Below are 19,427 nucleotides of genomic sequence, written 5' to 3' on the forward strand. Positions count from 1 at the left end.
GAGTCCGTGCCTTCCGGGTGGCTCTGCATCACTTCCAGCGCGTGATGGAGACGCGCGTTCCCTGGCCGAGTTGCGACACAAGCTCGAATTCGTTGGAAAGCCGGCGCGCGCCGCCGAGGCCGAGGCCGAGGCCACGCCCGGAGGTGAATCCGTCGCGGAGCGCCTGCTCGGTATCTGGAATGCCGGGCCCCTGGTCCTCGAACTCCAGCCGCAGCCCGGTGCGCGCGCCGTTGCGCAGCTCGATCAGGCGCACCGTGCCGCCGCCGCCGTAGTCGAGCGTGTTGCGCGCCAGCTCGCTGGCTGCCGTCACGATCTTGGTCTGGTCCACCAGGCTGAAGCCCAGCGCCTGGGCACGGGCGCGCACCTCCTGGCGGACCCGCACCACATCGTCGGAGGAGCGGATCTCCCGCAGATCACCGCCGCTCAACGTCTCCCTCCGCCTCCTCGTCGCGCCGGCTGAGCAGGGTCATGCCACGCTCGACATCGAGGGCCGTCCGGATGCCCGGGAGCTCCAGCCCCAGCTCCACCAGGGTGATGGCGACCGCCGGCCGCATTCCCACCACGACGGTTTCCGCATCCAGCACGCGCGAGACCGAGGCGATCGCATGCAGCATGCGGCCGATGAAGCTGTCCACCACCTCCAGCGCGGAGATGTCGATCAGCACGCCGCGCGCGCCGGTGGCCCAGATCTTCTGCGTCAGGTCCTGTTCCAGGGCCAGGGCGAGCTCGTCATGCATGTCCACCTGGATGGTGACCAGCAGCGCCTTCCCGAGCCGGAGGATCGGGATGCGGTTCATGCGCCGGCGCGCGCGGCGGGGACAACGCGGGTCACGCTCTGCCCGACACGCCGCAGGGCAAGCGCGAAGGCGTCGGCCAGCGACGCCTTGGTGACCACGTTGAGATCCACGCCGAGATGCACCATGGTCTGCGCGATCTGCGGGCGGATGCCGCTGATGATGCAGTCCGCCCCCATGAGGCGGGCGGCGGCGATGGTCTTCAGCAGGTGCTGCGCCACCAGCGTGTCCACAGTCGGCACGCCGGTGATGTCGATGATGGCGATCTCGGCGTTCAGGTCCACGATGTTCTGCAGCAGGTTCTCCATCACCACCTGCGTGCGCTCGCTGTCGAGCGTGCCGATCAGCGGCAGGGCGAGCACGCTGTCCCACAGCTTCACGACAGGGGTGGAAAGCTCGGTGATCTCGCGCTGCTGGCGGGCGATGACCTCCTCCCGCGCGCGCTGATAGCTTTCGAAGGTATAGAGGCCGAAGGCGTCGAGCAGTCGGTTGAGCGCCCAGGCGGCGCCAACATCCTTTTGCAGCAGGCGGAACGTCACCTCCTTGAGGGAGAAGATGAAGCTCGCGGTCTCCGTCGGCGTGAAGCCCTGGATGGCACGGCTGCGCGAGAGGTCGCGCAGCATGTCGCGCAACTCCGCGAAGGCGGCGTCCTGCGCGGTTTCGGCGCCTTGGTTGAGGCCGCGGCGGAGCAGGGCCAGAAAGCGGTCGCACTGCACCCGCAGCTCGGCGGACGAGATGCGGCCGCTGCCACCTCCGCCTTCCGTCTCCTGCAGCCGCAGCCATTCCGCGATGATCTCCACCTCGCCCTCCGCCAGGAGCCGGGCAGCAACTTCGGTATCAGACAAGGGGCACTCCATCAGGCCGGGACGAGAGGGACGAACCATAAGGCGCAGCCCGCCAGCCCACAATCGCGAGATTCGCGGCACGGGGCGGCGGGACCCGGCCCGCATCGATGCGGCGACTGGCCGCACGGCGCCGCCGAAGGCATCGTGGTCGAGGCGGGAGGCGTCGTGCTCCTGGGCGCAGCCTTTTGGTGCCGAGGGCTCCGCTGGCGCCGCTTCCGATTGCCGGAGCGAGCGGTGCTGGCGGAGGTCGGCAGCGATAATCCTGCCCGCGAGCAACCCGCGGCAGCGTGAGGTCTGCGCTCGATCAGGGCGGCGGCCGGGAATCGGCGCTTCCCAGCACGCGGCACAGCCAGGGAGGCCAGCATGCCAGGGACCATGAAAGCCGCCGTCTTCGCGCGGCCGGGGCGGATCGAGCTGCGCGAGAAGCCGGTGCCGGAAGTCGGACCGCTGGATGCGTTGCTGCGCGTCACCACCACCACCATCTGCGGCACCGACGTGCACATCCTGAAGGGCGAGTATCCGGTCGCGGAGGGGCTGACCATCGGGCATGAGCCGGTGGGGGTGATCGAGCGGCTGGGCTCGGCGGTGAAGGGCTACCGGGAGGGGCAGCGGGCGATCGCCGGCGCCATCACGCCGAGCGGCCACAGCAATGCCTGCCTTTGCGGCTTCTGCTCGCAGGACGGCGCCGGCACCGCGCATGGCTGGAAGCCGTCCGGCGGCTGGAAATTCGGCAACACCATCGACGGCTGCCAGGCCGACTACGTGCTGGTGCCGGATGCGATGGCCAATCTCGCGCCGGTTCCCGAGGGGCTGAGCGACGAGCAGGTGCTGATGTGCCCGGACATCATGTCCACCGGCCTCGTCGGCGCGGAGAGCGGGCATGTCCGCATCGGCGACGCGGTGGCTGTGTTCGCCCAGGGACCGATCGGGCTTTGCGCCACCGGCGGCGCGAAGCTGATGGGCGCCACCACCATCATCGCCGTGGACCGCGTGCCCGAGCGGCTGGAAATGGCGCGGCGGCTGGGCGCCGACCATGTGGTGGACTTCTCCAGGGAGAACCCGGTGGAGGCGATCCGCCGCCTCACCGATGGGCGCGGCGTGGACGTCGCCATCGAGGCGCTGGGGACGCAGGGCACCTTCGAGGCGGCGCTGCGCGTGCTGCGGCCAGGGGGCACGCTGTCCTCGCTCGGCGTTTATTCCGGCGACCTGCGCATCCCGCTCGACGCCTTCGCCGCCGGGCTGGGGGACCACCGGATCATCACCAGCCTGTGCCCGGGTGGCAAGGAGCGGATGCGGAGGCTGATGGAGGTGATCGCGGGCGGCCGCCTGGACCTGAAGCCGCTGGTGACCCACCGCTTTCCGCTCGACCGCATCGAGGAGGCCTACGACCTGTTCAGCCACCAGCGCGACGGCGTGCTGAAGGTCGCCATCACGCCCTGAGGCACAGGAGGGGAGGCATCCGAGGGGAGGCATCCGAGGGGAGGCATCCGAGGGGAGGCATCCGAGGGGAGGCGCGGGAGGGCGGGCGCGCCGCCTGCCCTCCTTCTTCGGTTCAGCGCAGCCAGCGCAGCGGCCCGAGCACCAGCCAGGGCATCAGCGTCAGCGCCAGCAGCACCACGAGCTGCGAGGCGAGAAAGGGCATGACGCCGCGGATCACCGAGCCCATGCGGACCTTGGCCACCGCGCAGACCACGTTCAGCACCGCGCCCACCGGTGGCGTCAGCAGGCCGATGGCGCAGTTCAGGATGAACAGCACGCCGAAATAGACGGGGTCGATGCCCGCCTCGCGCACGATGGGCATCAGCACCGGCGTGAGGATCAGGATGGTGGGGATGAAGTCCAGCGCCGTGCCGACGATGACGACCAGCAGCATGATGGCCAGCATCAGCGTGATGCGCTCGCCCATGAAGGGTTCGAGGATGTCGCGCACCTCGCCCGGAATGTCGGCGATGGTGATGAGATAGGCCGAGACCGAGGCGGCGGCGACCAGGAACATCACCGCCGCGCTGGTGCGCGCCGCGTTCAGCATGACCTTCGGCAGGTCGCGCGGCTTCAGCTCGCGATAGACCACCATGCCGATGAAGAGCGCATAGACCGCCGCCACCACCGCCGCCTCGGTCGGGGTGAAGATGCCGAACTTCAGGCCGCCGATGATGATGGCCGGCAGCACCAGGGCCAGCAACGCGTCGCGCAGGGCCGCGAGCCGCTCCGCCCCGCTCATCGCGGCCATCACGGCGGAGTTCTCGCGCCGGGCGACGATGGCCCAGGTGATGGCCAGCGCCAGGCCCATCACGATGCCCGGCACGACGCCCGCCAGGAACAGGGCGGTGATCGAGGTGTTGGCCGTCACCCCGAAGACGATGTAGCCGATCGAGGGCGGGATCACGGGGGCGATGATGCCGCCCGCCGCCATCAGCCCGGCGGAGCGCGGCACGTCATGCCCGGCCTGCCGCATGACCGGCATCAGCACCGCCGCCAGCGCCGCCGTGTCCGCCACGGCCGAGCCGGAGAGCGAGGCGAGGAAGATCGCCGCGACGATCGCCACGTAGCCAAGCCCGCCGCGCACGTGCCCGACCAGCGCCATGCCGAGGTGCACGAGGCGGCGGGAGAGGCCGCCGGCGTTCATCGCCTCGCCGGCCAGCATGAAGAAGGGGATGGCGAGCAGCGCGAAGCTATCCGCGCCGTTCAGCATCTGCAGCGCCATGGCCTGCGGCTGGAACAGGTCCAGGTGCCACATCAGCGCCAGCGAGGAGGCCATGAGCGCGAAGGCGATGGGCAGGCCCACCGCCATCGCGCCCAGCAGGGAGGCGGCGAAGATGAAGAGCGTCACGCCCCCGCCTCCCCGGCCGCGTGATGCTCAGGCGGCTCGTGCCCCATCAGCGCGGCGACCAGGTCGGCGATGGTCAGCAGGCCCAGCCCGACGCCCGCCACCACGGCCGAGGCGTAGGTCCAGCCCAGCGGCACGCCGGAGACCGGCGCGAGGTTGCCCATGTTCAGCGCCGCCTGCTCCCAGGAGCCGCGCAGCAGGACGGCACAGCAGACCAGGATCAGCAGGCCGGAGATGACGCGGCAGACCTGTTTGCCGGCCCTGGGCAGCGCCGCCGTCACCAGGTCGAAGCCGAGATGGCCACCCTGGCGCAGCACCACCACGGCGCCGAGGAAGGTCAGCCAGACGAAGAGCAGGCGCGAGACCTCGTCGGTGACGGTGATGCCGGAGTTGAAGGCGTAGCGCAGCACCACGTTGCCGAAGACCATCACCACCATGATGCCGAGCGCCAGCACCAACAGCCACTCGGCCAGGGTGAAAACCCTGTCCGAGAGCCGGGCGAGGCGTGCGATCATGTCGGCAGGCCCTCGATGGCGAAGACCCGCGCCGGCGCGCCATCCGCGCCCGGGATCAGCAGCGGCGCGGCGCAGAGGAAGGTGCGGCTGCCCTCCAGCGCCGTGGTGTTGATGAGGTACTCGATCAGCGTGACGCCGTGGCGCAGCAGCACGTCATGCGTCACGTGCTGGTCGAACGGGACCTCCTGCTTGTCCAGCAGCAGGCGGATCGGAAAGTCCTGCGGGAAGTCGAAGGCCACCGCGGTCGGCTTCAGGGTGGCGAGGTACTCCGCCGCGTCGCGCGTCAGCCAGGGGGATTCGGTCCAGAACTCGCGCGTGTTGCGGTCGCGCCGGCCGTCCCAGCCGGCGGAAAGCAGCAGGATCTCGCCTTCCGCCCCGCCCGGATCGGCGGCGCGCAGGCGGGCGGCGTCGATGGCGGCGTTGTCCGGCGCGGCGCGCAGGTCGAAGATGCGCGCCGGTCCGACCACGCGGTCGAGCGGCGTGCCCTCGATGGTCGGCGCATCGGCCAGGATATGCGCCCGCGCGTCCACATGGCTGAAGCCGTGGCAGGTGGTGTGCAGCTTCGTCACGCGGAACTGGTCGCCAGCGGCGATGTCGCCGCTGACGGAGATCTCGGGACGCCAGCGGAAATGCGGCGCGATGGGCATGGACAGGTCAACGAGGCGCATGGCGCACGATCTCCGGCTGGGGGTCGCGCTCAGGCGCCGGTCGCTTGGATGGCGTCGGGCAGCTCGGGGCCGAATTGCTGCACGTATTCGGCGCGCACCGGCTCGACGACGATCTTCGCCATGGACTCGCGGTCGGGGTCGGCCACCACCTGCATGCCTTCCTCCTTCAGCTTGGCGATGGAGCCGGGCTCGGCATCCTCGTTCATCTGCCGCTGCTTGGGCGTGACCTCGGCGGCGACCGCGCGGATCAGCTCGCGGTGCTTCTCCGGCAGGGCGTCCATCCGCTGCTTCGACATGGCGAGGATGCCGGCGGTATAGGCGTGGCGCGTCAGGCTGAGGTGCTTCTGCACCTCGAAGAAGCGGGCGTTCAGGATCAGCGTCGTCGGGTTCTCCTGGCCATCCACCGTGCGGGTTTCCAGCGCGGTGAACAGTTCGGTGAAGGCGAGCGGCGTCGGGTTCGCGCCGAGGAGCTGGAAGGCCTTGATATGCGCCGGGTTCGGCGTGGTGCGGATCTTCAGTCCCTCGATGTCGGCGGCCGCCTTCACCGGCCGGCGCGAGTTGGTCAGGTTGCGGAAACCGATGTCCCAGAAGCCCAGCACCACCAGGCCGGCGGGCTCCAGCTCGGGCTTCAGCTTGTCGCCCATCGGGCCGTCCAGCACCGCCGTGACGTGCTTGCGGTCGCGGAATTGGAAGGGCAGGTCGAGCACGTTCAGCTTCGGCGCCAGGCCGGTGAAGTAGGGGTTGCCGGTCAGCGCGATGTCCAGCGTGCCGCCGCGCGCCGCGGAGATGATGGTGGGGTCGCTGCCGAGGGCGCCGTTGGGGAAGACCTGGACCTGGATGGCGCCATCCGAGCGCTCCTTCAGCGTCTTGGCGAAGAGCAGCGCGGCACGGTGCCAGCTGTCGCTCTCGGGGTGCGGATGGGCGAAGCGGATGCGGGTGGTCTGGGCATGGGCCGGAGCGGCAACCCACGGCAGGGCCAGGCCGGCTGCGGCAGCGAGCGCCGCGCGGCGGGTGATTTCGACCATGGACGTTTTCCTTGTTTTGGCCGGGAGGCGAAGGCGGTATACAGAATACAAACAGCTTCCGAAACGACGCAAGGCCTTGTGGCGGCGCAGGCGAGTCCGCCCGTCCAGGGCGCCAGCCACGCTGCACCGCCCTGCCACGCAGGCCCGGGCCGGATGGTCACGCCGATTTGGCGCCGGAGCCTTCCCCGCGCTCATGCCCGAGGTTGCGAAACGGCACGCCGCTCCCCCACCTTTGCTCTGCAGGCCAAGGAGAGCGGCGATGCTGATCCGGGACTTCCTGAACCTCCTGCTCGACGACACGCTGGAGGAGGCGCGCCTCCGCCACCGTGGCCCGGAGGACAGGCTGGCCTTCCAGGGTGCCGAGCGCGGCGTGGAGGATAGCCGCAGGGCCATGACCGGCGAGCAGATGCGCAGGAAGCTGCGGGAACTGCTCGAGGAGGCGCGGGCAAGCGCCGAGGCGGCCAGCGGACGCCCGGACGAGGCCTTCTGGTTCTCGCGCGAGCTGCATGTCGAATGGATCGCCAAGGTGATCAGCGTCGTGCTGCTGACAGCCCATGTCGAGGTCATCGTGACGCCCTCGCGCGAGGCGGCGCTGAAGGCGGCGCAGTTGATGGAGCTCGATCCCGGCTGAGCGTCCGGCATCGCCCGCGCGCCTCTCGCACCCGGGCGGAGAGCGTCGTAGCCTCGCCTGGGCACTCGCCCGGGCAACTTGGAGACGCCGTGATCCATGCATGACGTGATTGTGGTCGGTGCAGGCTCGGCTGGCGCGCCGCTCGCCGCCCGCCTTTCGGAAGACCCCTCCCGCCGCGTGCTGCTGCTGGAAGCCGGGCGGGACTGGCGCAGCGCCGAGGCGCCCCCTGCCCTGCGCAGCGCCAACATCATCCCCTTCATGCACAGCCCCGCGCACCAGGCGGATTGGCAATGGCCGGCATTGATGGCGCGCCGCACGCGGGCGCAGGCGCCGCGCTTCTACTGGCGCGGAAAGGCGCTCGGCGGCTCCTCCACGGTCAACGCGCAGATCGCCATCCGCGGCGTGCCGGCAGCCTTCGATGCCTGGGCGGAGGCGGGCTGCGAAGGCTGGTCGGCAGCCGAGGTTCTGCCGATCTTCGACGCCATCGAGGACGACGCCGAGACCGGCACCGCGCCCGGCATCCGGCGCGGCGGCCCGTTGCCCGTGCATCGCACGCCCTTGGCCGAATGGGGCGCGGTCGACCTGGCGTTGCGGGAGGCGGCGCTCGCCGCGGGCTATCCCTGGAAGCCCGACCAGAACGCACCCGAGGGCGAGGGCCTATCCTGCCACCCGATCAACAGCCGCGACGGCCAGCGCGTGACCACCAACGACGGCTATCTGGAGCCGGCGCGCGGCCGGCCGAACCTGGAGATCCGCGGCGGCGCGCTGGTGGACCGGGTGCTGTTCGACGGCAGCGCGGTGCGTGGCGTGCGCGTGCGCTTCGAGGGTTGCGGCGAATGGCAGGAGCTGCCCGCGCGCGAGGTGGTGCTCTGCGCCGGCGCCATCCATAGCCCGGCCATCCTGATGCGTTCAGGGATCGGGCCGGCGGCGGCGCTGGCGAGGCTCGGCATTCCCGTGCTGCACGAACAGCCGGCGGTGGGGCAGCATTTCATGGACCATCCGATCCTGCGCGCCAGCCTCGCGCTGCGCCCGGAGCACCAGGCGCGCGGGCGGGATGCGCGGCACACCAACTGCTGCCTGACCTACAGCAGCGGCTTCGGCGGGGAGCGCGACATGATCATGGTGGCCTACAACCACCGCAACCTGCCGCCCGGCGAGGAGCCTTCGCCCGCCGGCGGCATCGGTGTCGCCCTGTATGAGGCCTATTCGCGCGGGGAGTTGCGGCTGCTCTCCGCGGCGCCCGAGGCGCAGCCGGAGATCGAGGAGAACATGCTCGACCACCCCACTGACCGGCTGCGGCTGCGCGATGGGGTGCGCCGCCTCGCCCGCATGACGGCCATGGCGCCGGTGCAGCGCATCGTCACCGCCGCCACCTTTGGCGACACCGGTCTCGGCATGGCCGAGGCCGCCGCGCTGCCCGACGATGCGCTGGACGCCCTCATGCTGGAGCAGGCCGGCGACATCCAGCACGCCGCCGGCACCTGCCGCATGACCGCGCATGAGGATCCGCGCGGCGTGGTGGACCCCGATCTGCGCGTGCGCGGCGTGCAGGGCCTTCGCATCGCTGACGCCTCGATCATGCCGAGCGACTGCCGGGCCAACCTGCACTTCACCTGCGTGATGATCGGCGAGATGCTGGCCCGCCGGATGCGGCGCTCCGCCTGACCGAACCGGCCGTCCAGCGCAGCGCGGCGGCCAGCGCCTTTATCGTTGGGCCCCCGGCAGGTTCCCCGCCGCCGCATGGAGCGACGGCGCGGCATCACCGCGGAAGGCAAAGGCATGGAGATCCCTCATGTCCGGCCCGGCTGTAACGTGGGAGGACGCCCTCCGCTTCCGGCAGCCTTGCGGCGCAGGCCGCGCGAAGGTTTTCAGGAACCCCCTGCCCCATCGGCCGGTTACGACGCCAAGCCAGTGTTGTGGAGGCGGCATGTCAGCAGATCCCCGGAAGCCATTCGCCATCGTCACCGGCGCCTCGACAGGCATCGGCTACGAGCTTGCAAAGTGCTGCGCGCAGAACGGCTTCGACCTTCTGGTCGTGGCGGATGAGGCAGCCATCCACAAGGCCGCCACGGACCTGCACGGCCTCGGCGCGACGGTGGAGGCCGTGGAAGCCGATCTCGCCACCCTTGCGGGGGTGGAAAAGGTCTGGGCCGCGCTTGGCGACCGTCCGCTTGACGCGTTGCTGGCCAATGCGGGCCGTGGCCTTGGAAAGGGCTTCCTGGATCAGGACTTCGATGCGGTGCGCCGGGTGATCGACACCAACATCACGGGTACCGTTTTCCTGATCCAGAAGGCAGGCCGCGCGATGCGGGCGCAAGGCCATGGCCGGATCCTCATCACCGGCTCCATCGCGGGCTTCATCCCCGGCACCTACCAGGCGGTCTACAACGCGTCGAAGGCCTTCCTGGACTCCTTCTCCTTCGCGCTGCGGCACGAGGTGAAGGAACAGGGCATCTCCGTCACCTGCCTCATGCCCGGCGCCACCGAGACCGAGTTCTTCGAGCGCGCCGGCCTGATGGATACCAAGATCGGCCAGTCCAGCAAGGACGACCCGGCCGATGTGGCAAGGACCGGTTTCGACGCGATGATGCGCGGCGATGGCGACGTGGTGAGCGGCTGGCACAACAAGCTGCAGACGGCCATCGCCTCGGTAACGCCGGCAGGCCTGCTCGCCCGGCAGCACGGCGCCGCCGCGGCGCCCGGCTCCGGCAAGCAGTAGGCCCCAAGCCCCCGCTCCACTCACCGGCATTTTCTCGGAGAAAGATCCGCCATGAAAGCACTGACCTGGCACGGCAAGGGCGACATCCGCTGCGAATCGGTTCCCGACCCGAAGATCGAGGACGGGCGCGACGCCATCATCAAGGTCACCGCCTGCGCCATCTGCGGCTCCGACCTGCACCTGATGGGCGGCTTCGTGCCGACCATGGAAAGCGGCGACGTGCTTGGCCATGAATGCATGGGCGAGGTGGTCGAGGTCGGGCGCGAGAACAGCAAGCTCAAGGTCGGCGACCGCATCGTGGTGCCCTTCACCATCTGCTGCGGCGAGTGCCGGCAGTGCAAATGGGGCAATTGGTCGCTCTGCGAACGCTCCAACCGCAACGGCAAGCTGCAGGCCGAGCAGTTCGGCTACCCCGGTGCGGGGCTGTTCGGCTACTCGCACGTCACGGGCGGCTATGCCGGCGGGCAGGCCGAGTACATCCGCGTGCCCTATGCCGATGTCACCCATCTCAAGGTCCCGGAGAGCCTGACGGACGAGCAGGTGCTGTTCCTGTCCGACATCTTCCCCACCGCCTGGATGGCGGCCGAGAACTGCGAGATCAAGCCGGGCGACACCATCGCCGTCTGGGGCTGCGGGCCGGTCGGGCAGCTCGCCATCCGCTCCTGCTTCCTGCTTGGCGCCAAGCGCGTCATCGCCATCGACACGGTGCCGGAGCGGCTGGCGCTGGCGCGCGAGGCCGGCGCCGAGACGATCGACTACGCCGAGGGCAAGGTGCAGGAAACCATCATCGAGCTGACCAAGGGCCTGGGCCCGGACGCGGTGATCGAGGCGGTGGGGATGGAGAGCCATGGCGCCGACACCATGGCGCAGAGCCTCACCTCCAACATCATGAGCCACACCATCAGCATGGAGCGGCCTTTCGCGCTGAACCAGGCGATCCTCGCCTGCCGGCCGGGCGGCATCGTCTCGGTGCCGGGCGTCTATGTCAGCTTCTCGCCGGTCGCCATGGGCGCCTTCATGAACAAGGCGCTGACCATGAAGACGGGCCAGACCCATATGCTGCGCTACATGGAGCCGTTGCTGCGGCGCATCGAGAAGGGCGAGATCGACCCCTCCTTCGTCATCACCCACCGCGCCACCTCGCTGGAGGACGGGCCGGACCTCTACAGCACCTTCCGCGACAAGAAGGACGGCTGCGTGAAGGTGGTCATGCGCCCGCACGGCTGAGGATGGCGCCGAGGCGGCAGCGGGCGCGGGCCCGCTGCCGCCCTGCCCGGCTCAGTCCGCGTATTGCCCGGCGTCCTGGATGATCGGCCGCCAGCGCGCCACCTCCTCCGCCAGGAAGCGCGCGTGGTAGGCCGGGGTGGCGCGCTCCTGGCTGGCCGGGGCCGTCACCAGCTCGCCGAAGCGGGCCAGCAGCCGCTCCTCGCGCAGGGCGGCGCGGATGGCGGCGGAAAGCCGCTCCTGCACCTCCGGGGGCGTGCCGCGCGGGGCGTAGAGGCCATGCCAGGTGCTCATGGCGAACTGCGGCGCGCCGGCCTCGGCGGTGGTCGGGAGATCGAGGCCGGGCACGCGCTCCGGCAGCGTCACCGCATAGGCCTTGATGCGGCCGTCGCGGATGAAGCCCACCGTGTTGGTCGCCTGGTCGCAGAACAGGTCGATGCGGCCGGCCATCAGGTCGGTGATGGCGGGGGCGCTGCCGCGGAACACCACGCTGGTCAGCGCCTTGCCTGCCGTGCGCTGCAGCAGCATGCCGCAGAGCTGGTTGGCGCCGCCGAGGCCGGAATGCGCGAGCGTCAGCGCATCGCCCTTCTCCTGGATGGCGGCCAGCACGCCCTGCAGGTCGGCGGCGGGAAAGTCGGGACGCGCCACGACCGTCATCGCCGCGTCCGAGACCAGGCCGAGCGGGGCGAAGCTCTCCTGCACGTCGTAGGGCAGCTTGCGGTAGAGCGTGGCCGTGCTGGCATGGCCGATGTGGTGCATCAGCAGCGTGTATCCGTCCGGCCGCGCCTGGGCGACGCGCGCGGCGGCGATGGTGCCGCCGGCACCGGTGATGTTTTCCACCACCACGGGCTGGCCGAGGTTCTTCGACATGCCCTCGGCCACCAGGCGGCTGACCACGTCGGTCGGGCCGCCGGCGGCGAAGGGCACGGTGATGGTGACGGCATGGTCGGGGAAGCCCGCCGCCCGGGCGGAGCGCAGGGCGGGAATGGCCAGCAGGGCGGAGCCTGCGGCGAGCAGCGTGCGTCGTTGCAGCATGGACGTTTCCTTTGTTGTGGTTCGTTCGGCTCAGACGTTGGCGCTGTGGATGGCGTCGCAGACCGCCTCCGTCACCTGCTTCGTCGTGGCCTTGCCGCCGAGGTCTGGCGTCAGGACGCCGGCGCCGGTGACGCGCTCGACCGCCCGCATCAGCCGCGCGGCGGCCTCCGGCTCGCCCAGGTGCTCCAGCATCTGCGCGCCGGTCCAGAAGGTGGCGATGGGGTTGGCGATGCCCTTCCCCGTGATGTCGAAGGCGGAGCCGTGGATCGGCTCGAACATGGAGGGGAAGCGCCGCTCCGGGTCCACATTGCCGGTGGGCGCGACGCCGAGCGAGCCGGCCAGGGCGGCGGCGAGATCGGAGAGGATGTCGGCGTGCAGGTTGGTGGCGACGATGGTGTCCAGGCTCTGCGGCTTCAGCACCATGCGCATGGTCATGGCGTCCACCAGCATCTTGTCCCAGGTGACGTCGGAGAATTCCCGGGAGACCTCCTCGGCGATCTCGTCCCACATCACCATGCCGAAGCGCTGGGCGTTGGACTTGGTGACCACGGTGAGGAGCTTGCGCGGACGGGCCTGCGCCAGGCGGAAGGCGTAGCGCATGATCCGCGTGACGCCGACGCGGGTGAAGATGGCCACCTCGGTCGCCACCTCCTCCGGGAGGCCACGATGCGCGCGGCCGCCATGGCCGGCATACTCGCCCTCGGAGTTCTCGCGCACGATCACCCAGTCGAGGTCGCCCGGGCCGCAGTCGCGCAGCGGCGGGGTGACGCCGGGCAGGATCTTGGTGGGGCGGACATTGGCGTACTGGTCGAAGCCCTGGCAGATCGGCAGGCGCAGGCCCCAGAGCGTGACATGGTCCGGCACATCCGGCGCGCCGACGGCGCCGAAATAGATGGCGTCGAACTTCTTGAGGGTGGCGAGCCCGTCGGCGGGCATCATCACGCCGTGCTGCCGGTAGTAGTCCGAGCCCCAGGGGAAGGTCTCGACATGCAGCCGGAAGCTGCCCATGCGCCGCTCCAGGGCGGCGAGCGCCTGCAGGCCCGCGGCGATGACCTCGGGACCGATGCCGTCGGCCGGGATGGCGGCGATGCTGTATTCGCGCATGGGCGGTTCTCTCCTGCGGTTTGCCATCCAGGCTAGGCCCAGCCGGCCGCCGCCGCCGCATCCGAAAGATTGTGCAAAAAAAGGCGATAATCAGGGCTGGCGCGGCTATGCTCCCGCCGGGAGGGCCGCGGAATGGACCTGAAGCAGCTCCGGTGCTTCCTCGCGGTGGCGGAGGCGCTGCATTTTGGCCGCGCCGCCGCAAGGCTGAACATGCTCCCCACCGCGCTTGGGCGGCAGGTCCGGTTGCTGGAGGAGGAACTGGGCACGCCCCTGCTGCGCCGCACCACCCGGCAGGTGGCGACCACCCCGGCCGGCGCCTTGCTGGCCGAGGAGGCCCGCGCCATCCTGGACCGGACCGCCCTGGCCGCCCGCAAGGTGCGGGCCGTGGCGCAGGCGCCGGGTGGCAGCCTGCGGATCGGCGCCATCGACAGCGCCGCCGCCGGCCTGCTGCCTGACCTGCTGGCCCGCTTCCGCGCGGCGCAGCCGGAAATCGCCGTGCGGCTGGTGGAGGCGAAGTCGGCCGAGATCGTGCCGATGCTGCACGGCGGCCGGCTCGACCTCGGCTTCATCCGGCCGCCGCAGACGCCGGAACCCGGCCTCGCCTTCCGCTTGCTGCTGCAGGAACGGCCGGTGGCCGCCCTGCCGCGGCGCCACCCGCTTGCCAGGCGCCGCCGCCTGCGCCTCACCGAGTTGGCCGGGCTGCCGCTGATCCTGCCGCCGCGCCGCACCCGGCCACACAGCCATGACGGGGTGGTGCGGCTCTTCGCCGGGCTCGGGCTGGCGCCACGCGTGGTGCAGGAGGCCGAGGAGAAGCAGACGATTGTCAACCTCGTCGCCGCCGGCATCGGTGTGGCCCTGCTGCCGGAATGGGCGGCGCGGATGCGCGTGCCGGGGGTGGTGTTCCGGCCGGTCGAGCTGCCGGAAGGGCTGGACCTGCCGGAGTGGGGGCTGGGCGTAGCCTGGGAGGAAGGCTCCGCCTGCGCCGCCCGGACGCTGTTCCTCGCCGCGCTGGAGGCGGGTGCCGCCCCCCCGCCCCGTCAGGCCGCCGGCTGACCGGGCACGCGGATTCCGGCACGAGGGGCCTTGCATTGACTGCCCGCGCCGACAGGATGGCCGGAGAAGCCGCCACCTGCGCGGCAGGAGAGGAAACGCCAAGGTGTCTGATGCCGCAGCCGCGCCGACGCGCGGCGTGCCGTTGCTGACCGTTTTCGCCGAACCGGATTTCCGGCGCCTCTGGATCGTCGGCCTGGTGATCTTCGGTGTCCGCTGGATCGAGACCATCGCCGTCGCCGTCTTCGTCTATCAGGAGCGCGGCTCGGCCCTGCTTGTCGCCACCATGATGCTGCTGCGCCTTGTGCCCATGGCGCTGCTCGGCGCCTTTCTCGGCGCCTGGGCGGAGCGGATGGAGCGGCGGACCGCGCTGCTGCTGATCGTGCTCGCCTCTTTTGCCACCTCGCTGACCCTGGGGCTGCTGGCGATGGCGGGGGTGCTGCAGGTCTGGCACCTCGCGGTGGCCAGTTTCATCAACGGCATCAGCTGGGCGGCGGACAACCCCGTGCGCCGCATGATGCTCGGGCAGGTGGTGGGCGCCGGGCGGATGAGCGCCGCCATGTCGGTGGATGTCGGCACCAACAATGCCAGCCGCATGCTCGGCCCGACGCTGGGCGGGCTGCTGCTGGCGACAACGGGCATCCAGGGCCCCTTCCTGCTCAGCGCGCTGTTCTATCTCGTGGCGATCGGCGCGACGCTGCGCCTGGCCTACCGCAACGAGGCGCAGGCGCCCTCCGGCGAAGGCCTGCTGAGCCGCGTCGCCGCCGGCGTCACGCTGGTGCTCGGCGACAAGCGGCTGACCGGCGTCATGATCGTCACGCTGATCTACAACATCTTCGCCTGGCCGACGACGAGCATGGTCCCGGTCATCGGGCAGGACCGGCTGCTGCTGGGAGCGGAAGGCGTCGGCTTCCTGGCCAGCATGGATGGCGTCGGCGCCTTCTTCGGCGCGCTCCTCATCGCCTGGCTGGCGCGGCCGGAGCGCTATGCGCGGCTTTATGTCGGCGGTGTCGCCTCCTACAGCGCGCTGATGGCGCTCTTCGCGCTGCTGCCGCATGTCTTCCCTTCCGGCCTGGCGCTGCTGCTGGCGGGACTGGGCGGCTCGGGCTTCAGCATCATGCAGACCACGCTGGTCTTTCTCGCCACGCCGCCGGAGATGCGCAGCCGCGTGCTCGGCCTGCTCTCCGTCTGCATCGGCGTCGGGCCGATCGGCTTCATCCATCTCGGCCTGCTGGCGGATGCGATCGGGGCGCACTACGCCGTGGCGTTCTCCGGCGCCGAGGGGCTGCTGGCGCTCTGGCTGGCGCGCCGCTGGTGGCGCGCCATCTGAGCGCCAGCCGCTTCAGCCCAGCCGAGGGTCCAGCCAGGGGCGCGGCATTGGCTGCCAGGGGGTTTCGCCCGCCTCCGTCTCGCGCAGCGCGACCCCCAGCCCAGGCAGGTCCGGCACAAGGGCGGCGCCTTCGCGAAAGGCCAGCCGCTCGCCACCCGCGACCAGGGTGAAGAAGCGCTCCGTCTCGCCGAACTGCACCTCCAGCCGCAGGAAGTTCGGCAGGGTGGCGCAGAGATGCAGGGAATGCGCGTGGCAGACCGGGCCGGTCGGATTGTGGGGCGCGATCTCCACCCCCGCGGTCAGCGCCAGGGCCGCGATGCGGCGGATCTCCTCATGGCCGCCGGCATGCTTGATGTCGGGCATCAGCACGTCGTAGCAGCCCTGCTCGATCATCGCCCGGTAGGCGCCGAGGCCGCAGAGCGTCTCGGCGCCGGCCAGCCGCATGCCGCGGTCGTTGGCCATGCCGCGCAGCCGGCGGATCTCGGGGGCATTGGCCTCGGCCACCGGGCATTCCAGCCAGTAGAGGCCGAGCGGCGCCAGGTCGCGCAGCAGGGAGGCCGCGCCGCCGGGGGAGAAGCGCCAATGCGCGTCCACCATCACGTCCACCGAGGCGCCCACCGCTTCCCGCACGGCGGCGATGCGGTCCAGCCCCTCGGCATAGGCGGCGCGCTGGCCGGCGGTGTCGTCGCCCGCGTCCTGCCAGACCATCGGCTCGAAGGGGGCGAGCTTCACCGCCGTGAAACCCTCCGCCACGGCGCGGCGGGCGGCGGCGGCGAAGCCTTGTGGCGTGCGCGGCTGCGCGCCACGGTTGATGTTGGCGTAGAGCGTGACGCGCTCGCGCAGCGCGCCACCCAGCAGCCGGTGGACCGGCGCGCCCTGCTGCTGGCCCGCGATGTCCCAGAGCGCGGCCTCGAAGGCGCTCTGCACGGTCTGCGCCACCAGCCCCCCCGGGGCGTGCGGCAGCACCTGGCAAAGGCGGTTGCGCGCCAGCGCGTCCTGCCCCGTCACGCGCGCGGCCAGCCGTGCCGCCTCGGCGGCCAGGAGCGGCTCCTGGTTTGCCAGCGTGCACTCGCCGATGCCGGTCAGCCCGGCTTCCGTGCGCACCAGCAGAAAGCACCAGTTGGTTTTGGGCGTGACCTGCACGCCGAGGAAGTCGAGCGCGTGGACGCGCATGGCCCCGCTCACTCCGCGCGGATGCCGGCCTGGGCGGCCAGCGCTTTCCACTTGGCGATGTCGGCATTGATCCGCGCGGCGAACTCCTCCGGGGTGGAAGCCACCAGTTCGCCACCCATCAGCCGCACGCGGTCCTGGATCATCGGCGCTTTCTTCAGGCCGGCCAACGCGGCCTGCAGGCGCTCGCGGATCGGCGCGGGGGTTCCGCGCGGGGCCAGGATGCCGTTCCAGGCCAGCGTCTCGAAGCCCGGCAGCGTCTCGGCGACGGTGGGCACATCGGGCAGCTCGGGCGTACGGGTGAGCGAGGTGACCGCCAGCGGCTTCAGTTCGCCGCGCTGGATATAGGGCATGACGTTGACGAGATTGGCGAACATCAGCGCCGTGTCGCCGCCGATCACCGATTGCGCCATGGCGGGCGTGCCGCGATAGGGCACATGGACGATGTCGAGATTCGCCGCCGACTTGAACAGCTCCATGGACATATGCGCCGAGGAGCCGACGCCGCCGGAGGCGTAGTTCAGCCGCCCCGGCCTGGTCCTCACCAGGGCAACCAGTGCCGAAAGGTCGTTGACGGGCAGCACCCGGGTATTCACCACCAGCACGTTGGGGCCCTGCACCAGGAGCGAGACCGGCTCGAAGGCACTGGTCAGGTCGTAGGGCAGATCCTGGTAGATGGCGGCGTTGATGCCGTTGGACCCCGCGTTGCCAAGCAGGAAGCTGTAGCCGTCGGGCGCCGCGTTGTAGGCGGCCTCGACGCCGATCCGGCCGCCCGCGCCGCCACGGTTCTCCACGACGAAAGGCTGACCAAGCGCGGCTTCCAGCGCGGGCGCGATCAGCCGCGCCGTGGTGTCGTTGCCGCTGCCCGGCGCGTCGGGGAGGATCAGCCGGACCGGGCGCGTGGGCCAGGGCTCGGCGGCCCGCGCGCGGCGCGGGGCGAACGGCAACAAGGCGGCCATGGCAAGCTGCAGCAGGCGGCGGCGGCCGGTCATGATGGAGTCCTCCGGATGTTTTGCGGGAGTTTGGGCCGCCTCCGCCACCCCCGGCAATAGAGCCGCATCCGGAACTTTCTCCGCCCCTCCGGCGTCACCCACGCCGCGGCGGCTCAGCGGGCGGCGCGAAGCCGCGCCACCAGTGCCTGCCCGGTCGCGGCCGTGCCAAGGCGCCCCCCGACATCGGGCGTCGCCTCGCCAGCGGCAACGGCCTCCGCGACCGCGCCCTCGATGGCGCGGCTGGCCTCGGCGAAGGCCGGGCTGCCGAGGCGCTCGGCCTGCCATTCCAGCAGCTGCGCGGCGGAAAGGATTAGCGAGAAGGGGTTGGCACGGTCCTGCCCTGCGATGTCGGGCGCCGAGCCATGCGCCGCCTGCGCCATGGCATGGCGCTCGCCCGCGTTGATCGAGCCGCCCAGGCCAATGCTGCCGGAAAGCTCAGCGGTGAGGTCGGAGAGGATGTCGCCAAACATGTTGGTGGTGACGATCACGTCGAACTTGCCGGGAGCACGCACCAGATGCGCCGTCATGGCGTCAACGATGTATTCGTCCAGCGTCACGCCGGGGAAATCGGCGGCGACCTTGCGGCATTCCTCGAGAAACATGCCGTCTCCGAGCCGCAGCACATTGGCCTTGTGCACGGCGTGCACCTTGCCGCGCCGCGCCGCCGCCAGGCGGAAGGCGGCGCGGGCGATGCGCGCGCAGCAGGAGCGGGTGATGCGGCGGAGCGAGATGCAGACGTCGGGCGTCACCAGCATCTCCGCGTTGCCGGCCTCCATGTTGCGGTCGGCATAGAAGCCCTCGGTGTTCTCGCGCACCACCACGAGGTCGAAGGGTTCCACGGCGGGGTGACGGACGCCGGGATAGGTGCGGGCCGGCCGGATGTTCGCGAAGAGGTCCAGCTTCTTGCGGAAGAACATGGAAGGGTTGATGCCCCCCCTGCTCCCGTCCGCGTAGTCGGCGGTGGCCATCGGGCCGAGCACCAGCCCGTCCGCCGCGAGAACCTTGTCGAGGAGTTCCGGACGCAGGGTGGTGCCATGGCGTGCCAGGCTCGCATGCCCGGCGAGCTCGTGCTCCAGCCTCAAGCCCAGCCCGAAGCGGTCCGATGCCGTTTCCAACACCGCCACGGTCGCTGCGGTGATTTCCGGCCCGATGCCGTCGCCTGGCAGGACGACAAGGTGAAGTGCGTTGCGCGTCATGGCGGTTCTCCCCGAGCAGACCATAGCGCTACACGCTGACCTTCGCAGGTGTCGAGAGGCTGGCCGCGAGCCGTCGCATGCGTTTGCTCCATGAAAGCCAGAGGTGGGCGGAACACGCCGCGCGCCTTTTTTCTCCTGCAGCGGCAGCCATGCCCCGAAGCGGATGCTGCGGCGCAATGACGCTTTCACCCCTGCGTGACCGCCCGCAGCACCGGCGCTGCGTAGGCGAACCACCCAAGGCCGGCGCTGGTCCGCGGCATGCCGCTTGACAGCAAAATGCTCCGGTTCCTAGCGTAACGACA

The 19,427-nt window shown here is 70.7% G+C and carries 19 protein-coding genes; 7 read left to right on the forward strand and 12 right to left on the reverse strand.

Features of this window, described 5'->3' with window-relative positions:
* Positions 1-28: 28 nt before the first annotated feature.
* Genes E0493_RS09140 through E0493_RS09150 form a run of 3 tightly spaced genes read right to left on the reverse strand, consistent with a single transcriptional unit; the run spans position 29 to position 1,639 of the window.
* Positions 29-427 carry an anti-sigma regulatory factor gene (locus E0493_RS09140; RefSeq protein ID WP_160936629.1) on the reverse strand — a complete coding sequence of 133 codons (399 nt, stop codon included), beginning with the start codon at positions 425-427 and terminating at the stop codon, positions 29-31.
* Positions 414-797 (reverse strand): STAS domain-containing protein, encoded by a 384-nt coding sequence (locus tag E0493_RS09145; RefSeq protein ID WP_160936630.1) that lies wholly within the window; start codon positions 795-797, stop codon positions 414-416. The genes E0493_RS09140 and E0493_RS09145 overlap by 14 nt, the downstream gene beginning before the upstream one ends.
* Positions 794-1,639, reverse strand: a complete 846-nt coding sequence (locus E0493_RS09150) for an STAS domain-containing protein (protein WP_202397008.1) — start codon at positions 1,637-1,639, stop codon at positions 794-796. The genes E0493_RS09145 and E0493_RS09150 overlap by 4 nt, the downstream gene beginning before the upstream one ends.
* Positions 1,640-2,002: 363 nt before the next feature.
* Here E0493_RS09150 and E0493_RS09155 point away from each other — a divergent pair, with 363 nt between their 5' ends.
* Positions 2,003-3,079 carry an NAD(P)-dependent alcohol dehydrogenase gene (locus tag E0493_RS09155; RefSeq protein ID WP_160936631.1) on the forward strand — a complete coding sequence of 359 codons (1,077 nt, stop codon included), beginning with the start codon at positions 2,003-2,005 and terminating at the stop codon, positions 3,077-3,079.
* Positions 3,080-3,191: 112 nt separating this feature from the next.
* Here the strand turns inward: E0493_RS09155 and E0493_RS09160 are convergent, their stop codons facing one another.
* The 4 genes from E0493_RS09160 to E0493_RS09175 are packed head-to-tail and all read right to left on the reverse strand — an operon-like array spanning position 3,192 to position 6,674.
* Positions 3,192-4,469: a TRAP transporter large permease gene (locus E0493_RS09160; protein ID WP_160936632.1), complete on the reverse strand. Its 1,278-nt coding sequence runs from the start codon at positions 4,467-4,469 to the stop codon at positions 3,192-3,194.
* On the reverse strand, positions 4,466-4,981 hold the full coding sequence (locus tag E0493_RS09165) for a TRAP transporter small permease (protein ID WP_160936633.1): 516 nt from the start codon (positions 4,979-4,981) through the stop codon (positions 4,466-4,468). The genes E0493_RS09160 and E0493_RS09165 overlap by 4 nt, the downstream gene beginning before the upstream one ends.
* Positions 4,978-5,649, reverse strand: a complete 672-nt coding sequence (locus tag E0493_RS09170) for a cyclase family protein (RefSeq protein ID WP_160936634.1) — start codon at positions 5,647-5,649, stop codon at positions 4,978-4,980. Before E0493_RS09170 ends, E0493_RS09165 begins: the two co-directional genes overlap by 4 nt.
* Positions 5,650-5,678: 29 nt before the next feature.
* Positions 5,679-6,674: a TRAP transporter substrate-binding protein gene (locus E0493_RS09175; protein ID WP_160936635.1), complete on the reverse strand. Its 996-nt coding sequence runs from the start codon at positions 6,672-6,674 to the stop codon at positions 5,679-5,681.
* Between the two features lie 259 nt (positions 6,675-6,933).
* On the opposite strand from E0493_RS09175, the gene E0493_RS09180 reads away from it, so the two are divergent.
* From E0493_RS09180 to E0493_RS09195, 4 genes are all read left to right on the forward strand, one after another.
* Positions 6,934-7,305, forward strand: a complete 372-nt coding sequence (locus E0493_RS09180; RefSeq protein WP_160936636.1) for a hypothetical protein — start codon at positions 6,934-6,936, stop codon at positions 7,303-7,305.
* Positions 7,306-7,401: 96 nt separating this feature from the next.
* Positions 7,402-8,970 (forward strand): GMC family oxidoreductase, encoded by a 1,569-nt coding sequence (locus E0493_RS09185; protein WP_160936637.1) that lies wholly within the window; start codon positions 7,402-7,404, stop codon positions 8,968-8,970.
* A gap of 262 nt (positions 8,971-9,232) precedes the next feature.
* Positions 9,233-10,024, forward strand: coding sequence for an SDR family NAD(P)-dependent oxidoreductase (locus E0493_RS09190; RefSeq protein ID WP_160936638.1), 792 nt, complete (start codon positions 9,233-9,235; stop codon positions 10,022-10,024).
* Positions 10,025-10,075: 51 nt separating this feature from the next.
* Entirely contained in the window at positions 10,076-11,251 is a 1,176-nt protein-coding gene (locus E0493_RS09195) for a zinc-dependent alcohol dehydrogenase (protein WP_160936639.1), read from the forward strand.
* Between the two features lie 51 nt (positions 11,252-11,302).
* On the opposite strand, the gene E0493_RS09200 is transcribed toward E0493_RS09195, so the two are convergent.
* Positions 11,303-12,283 carry a tripartite tricarboxylate transporter substrate-binding protein gene (locus tag E0493_RS09200; RefSeq protein WP_160936640.1) on the reverse strand — a complete coding sequence of 327 codons (981 nt, stop codon included), beginning with the start codon at positions 12,281-12,283 and terminating at the stop codon, positions 11,303-11,305.
* Positions 12,284-12,313: 30 nt separating this feature from the next.
* A complete protein-coding gene (locus E0493_RS09205) occupies positions 12,314-13,387 on the reverse strand; it encodes a tartrate dehydrogenase (RefSeq protein WP_160936641.1) in 1,074 nt (357 codons plus the stop codon).
* 132 nt (positions 13,388-13,519) lie between these two features.
* On the opposite strand from E0493_RS09205, the gene E0493_RS09210 reads away from it, so the two are divergent.
* Positions 13,520-14,440, forward strand: a complete 921-nt coding sequence (locus tag E0493_RS09210) for a LysR family transcriptional regulator (RefSeq protein WP_160936642.1) — start codon at positions 13,520-13,522, stop codon at positions 14,438-14,440.
* Between the two features lie 103 nt (positions 14,441-14,543).
* A complete protein-coding gene (locus E0493_RS09215; protein ID WP_160936643.1) occupies positions 14,544-15,767 on the forward strand; it encodes an MFS transporter in 1,224 nt (407 codons plus the stop codon).
* A gap of 12 nt (positions 15,768-15,779) precedes the next feature.
* Here the strand turns inward: E0493_RS09215 and E0493_RS09220 are convergent, their stop codons facing one another.
* The 3 genes from E0493_RS09220 to E0493_RS09230 form a co-directional block, all read right to left on the reverse strand.
* The gene (locus E0493_RS09220) at positions 15,780-16,940 is read right to left on the reverse strand and encodes a mandelate racemase/muconate lactonizing enzyme family protein (protein WP_160936644.1); all 1,161 of its coding nucleotides are present in this window, start codon (positions 16,938-16,940) and stop codon (positions 15,780-15,782) included.
* An 8-nt stretch (positions 16,941-16,948) separates the two neighbouring features.
* Complete coding sequence (locus E0493_RS09225) at positions 16,949-17,929, reverse strand: Bug family tripartite tricarboxylate transporter substrate binding protein (RefSeq protein ID WP_160936645.1); 981 nt, start codon at positions 17,927-17,929, stop codon at positions 16,949-16,951.
* Between the two features lie 113 nt (positions 17,930-18,042).
* The gene (locus tag E0493_RS09230; RefSeq protein WP_160936646.1) at positions 18,043-19,125 is read right to left on the reverse strand and encodes an isocitrate/isopropylmalate dehydrogenase family protein; all 1,083 of its coding nucleotides are present in this window, start codon (positions 19,123-19,125) and stop codon (positions 18,043-18,045) included.
* Positions 19,126-19,427 lie beyond the last annotated feature (302 nt).

Source organism: Teichococcus coralli, from assembly GCF_009829925.1.
Taxonomy (GTDB): domain Bacteria; phylum Pseudomonadota; class Alphaproteobacteria; order Acetobacterales; family Acetobacteraceae; genus Pseudoroseomonas; species Pseudoroseomonas coralli.